The sequence below is a fragment of the Nonomuraea sp. NPDC049400 genome, from assembly GCF_044466425.1.
Classification (GTDB): Bacteria; Actinomycetota; Actinomycetes; order Streptosporangiales; family Streptosporangiaceae; genus Nonomuraea.
In genome coordinates this window covers 1-6,175 of record NZ_JBITMP010000126.1, presented here as the reverse complement: position 1 = coordinate 6,175, position 6,175 = coordinate 1, and the positions used below count along the sequence as shown (strand labels likewise).

General features: G+C 67.3%; 5 protein-coding genes and 2 pseudogenes. 3 read left to right on the top strand and 4 right to left on the bottom strand.

What is annotated here, in order from left to right:
• Window positions 1-93 precede the first annotated feature (93 nt).
• Window positions 94-856, bottom strand: a pseudogene (locus ACIBVN_RS60500) (IS256 family transposase); the annotation flags it as partial.
• Window positions 857-1,541: 685 nt separating this feature from the next.
• On the bottom strand, window positions 1,542-2,324 hold the full coding sequence (locus ACIBVN_RS60495) for a helix-turn-helix domain-containing protein (RefSeq protein WP_397151923.1): 783 nt from the start codon (window positions 2,322-2,324) through the stop codon (window positions 1,542-1,544).
• 225 nt (window positions 2,325-2,549) lie between these two features.
• Here ACIBVN_RS60495 and ACIBVN_RS60490 point away from each other — a divergent pair, with 225 nt between their 5' ends.
• Window positions 2,550-3,749 (top strand): Gfo/Idh/MocA family protein, encoded by a 1,200-nt coding sequence (locus ACIBVN_RS60490; protein WP_397151921.1) that lies wholly within the window; start codon window positions 2,550-2,552, stop codon window positions 3,747-3,749.
• A 381-nt stretch (window positions 3,750-4,130) separates the two neighbouring features.
• Here ACIBVN_RS60490 and ACIBVN_RS60485 read toward each other — a convergent pair whose 3' ends face one another.
• The gene (locus tag ACIBVN_RS60485) at window positions 4,131-4,970 is read right to left on the bottom strand and encodes a TIGR03620 family F420-dependent LLM class oxidoreductase (RefSeq protein WP_397151919.1); all 840 of its coding nucleotides are present in this window, start codon (window positions 4,968-4,970) and stop codon (window positions 4,131-4,133) included.
• A 46-nt stretch (window positions 4,971-5,016) separates the two neighbouring features.
• On the opposite strand from ACIBVN_RS60485, the pseudogene ACIBVN_RS60480 reads away from it, so the two are divergent.
• Window positions 5,017-5,101, top strand: a pseudogene (locus ACIBVN_RS60480) (IS5/IS1182 family transposase); the annotation flags it as partial.
• A 265-nt stretch (window positions 5,102-5,366) separates the two neighbouring features.
• Here ACIBVN_RS60480 and ACIBVN_RS60475 read toward each other — a convergent pair.
• Window positions 5,367-5,705, bottom strand: coding sequence for a hypothetical protein (locus tag ACIBVN_RS60475; protein ID WP_397151925.1), 339 nt, complete (start codon window positions 5,703-5,705; stop codon window positions 5,367-5,369).
• On the opposite strand from ACIBVN_RS60475, the gene ACIBVN_RS60470 reads away from it, so the two are divergent.
• Complete coding sequence (locus tag ACIBVN_RS60470) at window positions 5,622-5,978, top strand: SDR family NAD(P)-dependent oxidoreductase (RefSeq protein WP_397151917.1); 357 nt, start codon at window positions 5,622-5,624, stop codon at window positions 5,976-5,978. The two genes, ACIBVN_RS60475 and ACIBVN_RS60470, sit on opposite strands and share 84 nt — an antisense overlap.
• The last annotated feature ends 197 nt before the right edge of the window (window positions 5,979-6,175 follow it).

Here is a 6,175-nt window from a genome sequence, read left to right as displayed (position 1 = left end):
CGCGAGACGAGCTGATCGCGGACCTCGCCCGGTATGCCCATACCAAGTCAACGAGTTCAAGATCGAAAAGCAACGCCTTATTTCTTGATGACTCCTGTGAAACCAGCATCGCTGCTCCCGGGCCTCGGGAACACCTCCCGCAGCGCGCCCCAGAACCCCAACGCCCCGTCGCCGACGGCCAGCACCGGGGCGCGCATGCCACGCCGGGCGCAGTCGCGCAGCAGGTCGGCCCACGACTCGGTCGACTCGCGGTAGCCGTCGGCGAGTGCGATGAGTTCCTTGCGGCCGTCGGCGCGGATCCCGATCATCACCAGCAGGCACAGCTTGTGCTCCTCCAGTCGGATGTTGACATGGATCCGTCGGCCCACAGGTAGACGTAGTCCACCGCTGACAGATCTCTGGCCGCGAAGGCGCGCTGTTCGGCCTTACACCGCTCGGTCAGCTTGGTGATGACCGAGCTCGACAGCCCGGCCGAGCTGCCGAGGAACTGGCCGAGAGCAGACACGAAGTCGCCGGACGACAGGCCGTGCAGGTACAGCAGCGGCAGCACCTCGGTCACCTTGGGAGTCTTACGCACCCACGGCGGCAGGATCGCCGAGGAAAACCGGCGGCGCTCGCCCGTCTCCGGGTCGGTGCGCCGGTCGTTGACCCGTGGCGCCTTCACCTCGATAGCACCCGCCGAGGTCAGCACCTCGCGAGGCTGGTGCGAGCCGTTACGCACCACCAGACGACGACCGCGCTCGTCACGCTGGTCGGCGAACTGAGCGATGTAGGCATCGACCTCGGCCCGCAACGCCGCGGCCAACATCCGGCGGGCGCCCTCCCGGACGATCTCGTCGATCAACGACGCCGCCACAGGCGACCCGGCCGACGCGACAACATCGCGATCGGACGGGGTCGGGGACTACGGTGAGCATGGGTGTACCTTCCCGACCGACGTTGGCGCGTCGGCCATGCGTGAGACCTACAGACGATCACCGGGAAGGTACACCCCTCCCGGCCGATCCACAGGTCTCAAGCATTGCTCGCGACGTCTTGTCGAGCAGATCAAGGACCGCCCAGATCACCCTTATCAACGACATTCGTGATCAATAGCGCAAGCGGCCGTAGAGCTGCAACAGCGCACTGGCCAAGCCGGGGAATGGCGGGATGGACTGCTGGCCGCATCTGGACTGCGCCGCGCGCTACCACGAGTTCCCGGACGAGGCATCGAACCGTCGGAGTGGCTCAACCGCCTTGATAATCCGGCAAGCAGCATCCGCGCCGCTCTGCGTCCCGCCGTGACATGGACTGCCGGTCCGACCGATGCCACGCCGGGACGGGGAGCCGGATCGACGGACAAGCGGGAGGCGTTCTCGGGCTGTTTCGCGCGAGACCCCGTACGACAGCTCCACGGTGCAGGCAGCCGTGCGGGGACGGCATCCCCCATGTGCCGTCCCCGCGCTGGACCCGCCCCCGGCCACTGGCCAGAGAACCAACACAGTGACATTCTGGATCTGGCCGGTCGTCCTCCTGCGGGTCACGTGGGAAACCACCTCTCTTCAACAGAACTCTGCCGTACGGTGGCGGCTGTACTCGCGCCGGAACTTCGCGGGTGATGTGCCACAGGCAGAGGTGAACACGCTGTAGAACCGGCTGACTGAACCGAAGCCCACTGTGGACGCGATGTCATTGATCGGTAAGTCGGTGATAATCAGCAGTCGGCGGGCCTCCGCAAGGCGGTGCTTGGTGAGGTATTCGACCATGGTTGTGCGGACCACCTTGCGGAACTGGGCCATGGCGTAGTTGGGGTGCAGGTGCGCGGCGCCGGCGATGTCGGCGCTCGTCAATGGCTCGCGGAAGTGTTCGGCGATGTGCCGCACCATGGCGATGACGTGCTGTAGCGCCGGTTCGCCTCCGGTGTACTGAGGCACCGGTTCGCCCATGCTCGTCAGAGCGAGCCGGCGGACCCTGGCTTCGATCTCCAGCAGTGCGATCCGATGGCGTTCGCGCTGGTCGGTGGCCAGGTCGTCGGCCCACTGGGCAAAGGTCACGGGATCGGTAGGCAAGACGGCCGACGGTGCGGAGACCAGGGGTGCACCGGATAGAAGGCGCCTGACGAGCGTGTCGGGCAGTCGCCAGCTCAGGAAGGTCGTGAACGGCACGTGGAGCCAGTGGACGGACGTCGCCGAGTTCGCCACCAGCTGGTGCGGTACCGCGGCCCAGAACACTGCCAGGCTTCCAGGGCCGATCTCGACGGGCGTGCCACCGAACAGGTAGAGCATGGTGCCGCCCTCGGTCACCAGATTGATCTCCAGGTCGTCGTGCTGGTGCGGGAAGCCCATGACCACCGGTCGGCCACCCCATCCGGTGAGACTCGGCGGTTCAAGGCTAGACATGAGGATCCAAGAAATTTTCACTCTCTTAGATGAAGCGTTCGTGGATTGTAGGCTTCTATCGTCGTGGCAGTCCACGCGAGCCGCCTGAAGCCACTGCTGACACCTCACCGACCGCGGGTCCGCGGGGCAGGAAACATGACCATTGCTCTGACGGCATGACAAGGAACTTTCATGACCTTCTCTTTAGGCATCGTCGGCGCCGGACAGTTCGCTGGCCAGTTCGCCAAGCTATGGCGGCTCCACCCGGGCGTCGGCGACATCTGGGCCACCGACCTGATCCCGGACCGGGCCGCCCGACTGGTCGCCGACTACGACCTTGCCGGGGCCATGCCGTCCTTCGAGGCCTTGCTCAACTCAGACGTCGACGCGGTCGCCATCTTCACCCAGCGCTGGACCCATGGGCCGCTGACCGTCCAGGCGCTACGGGCCGGTAAGCACGTGTATGCAGCAGTGCCCATGGCTGTGGCCGAGGAGGAGATCGAAGCCATCATCATGGCCGTCCAAGAGACTGGGCTGATCTACATGATGGGCGAGACCAGCCACTACAACCCGGCGACCGTGTACGCCCGCAATCAGATCGCCGCCAGCAGCTTCGGACGGCTGTTCTACGCAGAAGGCGACTACGTGCACGACATGGACCTCGGCTTCTACGACGCCTACCGGTACAGCGGCGGCGAGAACTGGAAGGCGACCGCCAGCTACCCGCCGCTGCTCTATCCCACCCATGCGATCGGCGGCGTGCTCGGCGCCTGGCAGACGCACGCGATCAGCGTGTCGGCGATCGGAGTCGTCGACGATCGCGGGGACGGAGTGTTCGACAAGTCGGTCAGCCAGTTCGGCAACGACTTCTCCAACGCCACTGCGCTGTTCGAGGTCGAGGGCGGAGGATGCTTCAGGACAAACGAGTTCCGGCGAGTCGGTTACCCCTCGCACATCCGCGAGTCACGGTTCCGGTTCTTCGGCACAGAGGGGAGTCTGGAGCAGCTGGCCACAGTGAGCCTGTGGCAGGACAAGAGCGGTGTCACCGACGTCACCGACTACCTTCAACCCAAACCGACCCTGCCCCCTGATGACCCCTCGCTCCAGCACGTTTCCCCCGCCCTCAGAGACGCCTTCACCTCGGGCTCAGCGCCGGTGCACGACCGCTCCCGGCTGCCCGAAGAGTTCGCCCACGTCTCCAACGGCCACGAGGGCAGTCACCACTTCCTCGCTGACGACTTCGTACAGGGGGTCGCCACCGGCACCCTGCCCCCGGTCAATGCCTGGGTCGCCGCACGCTACACCTTGCCCGGCATCGTCGCGCACCAGTCCGCCCTCAAGGGCGGCGAGCGGCTGGCGATTCCGGACTTCGGAGACGCCCCCCGCGCGTGAAAGACAGAGGTCCAAGGTGCCCCTCAAGGGGCGCCTTGGAGCGTGGGTGACCCCTCAAGCTGAGCTTCCATCGTGGTGACGGACTGGTCCAGCCGCCTGAATCTCCTGTTCGCCTGCGTTCCGCTTCCGCAGGCGAACAGGAGGTCACCCGGGTCAGCGCCCGCGTGCCGACAATGTCGGGAGGCGATGGGGGTGCACGATGAAGCGCATGGTTCGCGCTCTCGGGCGGGCGTTCACCGGCTTCGGATGGGGTGCTGGTCCCCCAGTCCCGCCGTTCGAATCTGCCCTGTGCCGATCCCGCGTCCCGCGGTGGACACGCCGAGCATGCCGCTGACCCGGCGGGAACGCGAAGCTTTGCGGCGGATCGTGACCGGCTGACCGTCACCCGCGCCAGGTGGCGCGCACCGCGTCGGCGACCACGAGCAGGGCACCGATCGGGTCGTTGCCGAGGGGGTACACCCCGACCTGATCCGCGCCCGCGTCCAGGTGCGCGAGCAGATCCTTCGCCACGGCGTCCGGCGTGCCGTATGCGACGAGCTCGTCGATCAAGCGGTCGCTCCCGGAGCCGGAGAGGTCCGCTTCGGTGTACCCCAGCCGCCGGAGGTTGTTCGCGTAGTTCGTCACGCCCAATGCGGTGCCGGGCGGCGCGGAACGAGCGATCGCGCGAGCCCGATCGGCGTCGGGTTCCGGGAGCGCGAAATGCCCGGGCAGCACCAGTTTCCCCGCGCCGAGCACCGCGCGGGCCCGCCGGGTGTGCTCGGGGTTGATCAGGCCTGTGAGGGTCCCGGCCGTGCGGTCGCGCGCGAGGCGCAGCATCCGCGGCCCGAGCGCGGCCAGGACGATCCGACTGGCGGGCACGCCGGCCCGCGTCAACCGCTCCACATAGGACATTAGGGTGGCGTATGGCGAGGCGTACTCGGCGTGGACCTCGCGGTGCCCGATCCCGACCCCGAGCAGGAACCGGCCCGGGTGCTTCGCCTCGAGCCGGTGGTACGAGGCGGCGACGGTCTCCGCGTCCGCGGTCCATGCGTTCACCACGCTCGTCCCGACCACCATCCGGGTGGTCGCGTCCAGCAGCCGCTCCGCCAAGGCGAGGTCGGCCGGGGGAGAGGCGTCCAGCCAGAGCGTGCCGTAACCGGCGCGCTCGAGGTCCGCCGCCCAGTCCGGAGTCACTTCGTGCTCGGGCAGGTGGGCGCCGAGAAGTCCGAGATCCATACTCATGCGGCGAGTACACCAGGAGCGTCCGGCCGCGAACCAGGCCCGGTCCTTCGACGGCACGCTGGTGCCCACCCGGGACCGCACTGTCGCGGCCTCGAGCGAGAACTACCGGTACTCGACGAACCTGCAGGCTCCTTCAGGCCGTTCTGCGAGGTCCGCAGTGGGCCGGCAAGCTCACGGAGGAAGACCGGCGAGCCCTCAGCCCGCTGTTCTGGGCTCACGTGAACCCCTACGGCCGGTTCCGGCTGGACATGGAGATCCGGCTCGATCTCACCGCGGCGTGAGCGGACCTCCGGGCGGGACTGTGCGGTGGTTCTGGCGCCACCTCATGTTTCTGCGCCGCCTGCTAACTACGCGATCGCCTTCACTCGCGCGCGGCCCGTTGGCCGACCAGGCTCCTCATGATGTAGTCAATGCGCTGGCGTCCGTGCTGTGGCGCTCGGGTAGCCAATCGCGGGTGGGATCGTGTTCCAGCCACCGGTTGCGCTTGGCCTCCGTCACGAAGGCGCTTGTCAAGGTGTCCAGCAGTGGGTGGCCGCCGTTGCCGCGCCAGAGCAGTGACCAGGCGTACAGCGGTGTGGGGTCGATCAGCGGGACCGAGCGGATCGCCGGGTGCGGCGGGAGAGGCAGGTCTGCGGGCAGCAGACTGAAGCGGTGCGGGTCGGCTGCCAGGTCGGCCAGCAGGCGGTCCAGTCCCAGGTTCGTGCCTTCGGCGTGCTGGTCAAGGCGGCCGTGCACAACCTGGCCCGCACCCTTGCGGCGGATCTCGCGCCCCGGGGCATCCGCGTCAACTCAATCAGTCCCGGATACATCGACACACCGATGTATCCCGCCGCGGCGTTGAGCGAGACGGAGACCGCGGCCATCACCGGTCGTATCGCGGCGGGCAGGTTCGGCCAACCAGAGGAGATTGCCACAGCAGTGGCGTTTCTCGCCTCCCGTGAGGCGTCCTACATCAATGGCCAGGACCTGGTCATCGACGGCGGCCTTGTGAATGCGATCCCTGCCTGATCACCGCCGGCCCTCGTAGACATGGGGCGGTGTCCCACGCGGAACGACCGAAGAACAGTTGATCTTTCCTGCTCATGTACGTACGCGATACTGGCCCAGTCCTACGAGCGGCTGTGGGTCGGATACGGGTGCGGCCAAGCGGGGGAAGGAGGCGTCGTCGCCCTCGAGCTGTGGAGGCCGACACCCACCCTCGTCCC